The organism is Rhizomicrobium sp. (assembly GCF_056722145.1).
Genome location: NZ_JBWZET010000030.1, coordinates 1 through 3,049 on the forward strand (window position 1 = coordinate 1; position 3,049 = coordinate 3,049).

The window sequence follows — 3,049 nt, forward strand, 5'->3', positions numbered from 1 at the left end:
ACATAAACTGCACAGCGCCGGATTTGTCGTGCATGAAGTGCCCGTCAATGCGAAGTCCGTCAGTGACGGTACACGCCATCATATCTGGTTTGCGCGGAACGCATGAGCAGGCAGCACTCCAATCCCATATCTTACTGAACGAAGGGCAGTTCGGACCAATTCGCGTCCCGGAGGAGACTTACCGGACCGTCCGCACTGTCGGCCAGTCCAGCTTCCTTCACAAAACGCTATATGTCCGTGAGGGTGGCGGGGCCAGCGAGGAGCTTTTCAATCCAGCGCATCGCTGGCCCCGCCGACGCGCGACTTCGGGACATTTAACCCTGGACCCAGCGCCACGCGCTGGGCCCTCTCAACTCTGCAGACCGCATTTTGTTGCGATTCGCCTCAATCAGGCACTAAACGTAACAGAATCACGATATAGATGGTGCGTATATGATCTTTAATTTAGGTTATTCAATATTTTAACCTTTTGACGTGTAGTGTTAGGTAGGACGATCCGTTCTGATCGCGTTCGGGACGGATTTTCAGCTTTGCCGTACTGAAATTGGCAAGGATTCCGGATTTAAAGTCCAGCGTTTTCAACGACTAGACTCGGGTCCGGAACATGGCGCAGGCACAGCGCGAAAAGTTGCACGCGTTGCAGATGCTGCGCGGCGTGGCGGCGATCGTCGTCATGGTGTTTCACGTGTGCAACAATCGCACGATGGGCTTGGACCTGGCCCCGCCGGAGCGGCTCGCGCTGAAGCTCGCGGCGGATTGCGCGGTCGATGCGTTCTTCGTGCTGTCGGGGTTCATCATGGTCCACACCCAGGCGCGGTCGCAGCGCAGCGCGATCGCGTTCGCGCGCCAGCGCATCGAACGGATCGTGCCGCTGTACTGGTTGACGATCGTGCTGACGCTGGCGTTCGACTTGGCCGGTGAGCCGACGATCGGGCGGGCCGTCAGGCATTTCACGTTGACGGTGAACTTCGTCGGGGCGTCGGCGCTCTTCATCAGCCACGCCTTCGGCTACAGGTTTCCGACCGTCCTGCCGGGCTGGAGCCTGGAATACGAGATGCTGTTCTATGCGCTGTTCGCCGGCGCCATCGCGATCAGCCGGCGCCATACCGTGGCTTTGGTGATCGCGATGCTGGCGGCGTTGACGCTGGCGGGTGGGCTGCGGCCGCTGTGCCTGGAATTCGCCTGCGGGGCGGCGGTGGGGGCACTTTACCAGCGCGGCCGGCACCGGCCACTGGCGCGGCTGACGCTGGTGATCGCGCCGGCGGTGGCGGCGGCGGGGCTGTTGACGCAGGCCTATCTGGCCGTGAACGATAACGACTGGGCGCGGGTGGCGTTTTGCGGACTGCCGATGCTGGCGGTGTTCCTGGTGGCGCTGTGCACGTCGGCGGCGCGGCTGCCGGTGGCAGAGGCGCTGGGCGACTGCTCCTATGCGATCTACCTGACGCACTGCCTGTGGCTGGGCCTGTTCATGCGCTATCTGCTGCCGGTGATGCCGGCGTGGGGCGGGCGCGGGCTGGCGACGGCAACCGCGATCGGCTGCTGCCTGTCCGGCGGTGTGGCGATGCATTACCTGGTGGAGGCCAGGCTGGACCGGGGGTTGCGCGCGGTGCGCAAGCGTGCCGGTGACCGCGCGGTGGCGGGGACGGCCGCGGCGGTTTGATTTTCCAACGTTGAACGGAAAGTACGGCCGTTGCGCTTCGCTCGACTACGTCTCGACAGGCTCAGGGCGGACGGGTTTTGGGTTGGGGTGCGTATTCAGGCGCGGGCGGGGAGGCCGGCGGCTCTGAGGGCTTCGTGGGCTTCGGCGATGGTGTGCTTGCCGAAGTGGAAGATCGAGGCGGCGAGGACGGCGCTGGCGTGGCCGTGGGTGACGCCTGCCACCAGATGATCGAGATTGCCGACGCCGCCGCTGGCGATGACCGGCACGGGGACGGCATCGGCGACGGCGCGGGTGAGGTCGAGATCGTAGCCCGCCTGGGTGCCATCGCCGTCCATCGAGGTGACGAGCAATTCGCCGGCGCCGAGCTGGGCCAGCTTCACCGCGTGGGCGAGCGCGTCGATGCCGGTAGCCTTGCGGCCACCATGCGTGAAGATTTCCCATTTGCCGGGCGCGACCTTGCGGGCATCGACCGAGGCGACGATGCACTGGCTGCCCATCTTCTCGGCAATGTCGCGGACGACCTCGGGGCGCGAGACCGCTGCGGAGTTGACCGCAACCTTGTCGGCCCCCGCCAAGAGCAGCGCGCGCGCATCCTCGACCGAGCGGACGCCGCCGCCGACCGTCAACGGCATGAAGCAGACTTCGGCGGTGCGGCGGACGACATCGAGCAGGGTGCCGCGGCCTTCGTGGCTGGCGGAAATGTCGAGGAAGCACAATTCGTCGGCCCCGGCGGCGTCATAGGCGCGGGCCTGCTCGACCGGATCGCCGGCGTCCTTGAGATCGACGAAATTGACGCCCTTGACGACGCGGCCATCGCGGACGTCGAGGCAGGGGATGACGCGGACGCGGACGGTCATTCTATCGGTTCCTTGTGCCTTCGGCAGTGGAAGCAGGCAGATGATTCAAGGGGCCTCAGGCCCCTTGACCCCATACCGTCTTCCGACGCTGACCCCACCCTTTGGGCACAATGGGCTTTGGCCTGCGCCGCCGTGGACATTCCTGGGAGCGCGAGGGGGTAACCCCCTCGCATTTCCCTTTTCTTCAACCTCTATACCTTGTTGCCCATCTGGATGGCAGCGGCGAGATCGAGCCGGCCTTCGTAGAGCGCGCGGCCGGTGATGACGCCTTCGATGCCGTCAGCGGCGTGGAGCGACAACATGCGGATGTCGTCGAGGCCTTTGACGCCGCCGCTGGCGATGACCGGCAGATCGACGCGGCGGGCGAGTTCGACGGTGGCGTCGATGTTGACGCCCTTGAGCAGACCGTCGCGGCCGATGTCGGTGAACAGCAGGCTGGCGACACCGGCATCCTCGAAGCGGCGGGCGAGATCGACCACTTCGACGTTCGACACTTCGGCCCAGCCCTCGGTGGCGACCATGCCGTCGCGCG

Annotated in this window: 3 protein-coding genes; 1 reads left to right on the top strand and 2 read right to left on the bottom strand. The window is 65.1% G+C overall.

Annotated features, from left to right (window positions below):
• Positions 1–604: 604 nt before the first annotated feature.
• Positions 605–1,660 (top strand): acyltransferase family protein, encoded by a 1,056-nt coding sequence (locus AC1P6P_RS01570; protein ID WP_481400677.1) that lies wholly within the window; start codon positions 605–607, stop codon positions 1,658–1,660.
• 95 nt (positions 1,661–1,755) lie between these two features.
• Here AC1P6P_RS01570 and hisF read toward each other — a convergent pair whose 3' ends face one another.
• The gene (gene hisF, locus AC1P6P_RS01575; protein WP_481400678.1) at positions 1,756–2,517 is read right to left on the bottom strand and encodes an imidazole glycerol phosphate synthase subunit HisF; all 762 of its coding nucleotides are present in this window, start codon (positions 2,515–2,517) and stop codon (positions 1,756–1,758) included.
• A 191-nt stretch (positions 2,518–2,708) separates the two neighbouring features.
• Positions 2,709–3,049 (bottom strand): HisA/HisF-related TIM barrel protein (locus tag AC1P6P_RS01580; protein ID WP_481400679.1); only part of this gene is annotated, 341 nt, incomplete at its 5' end.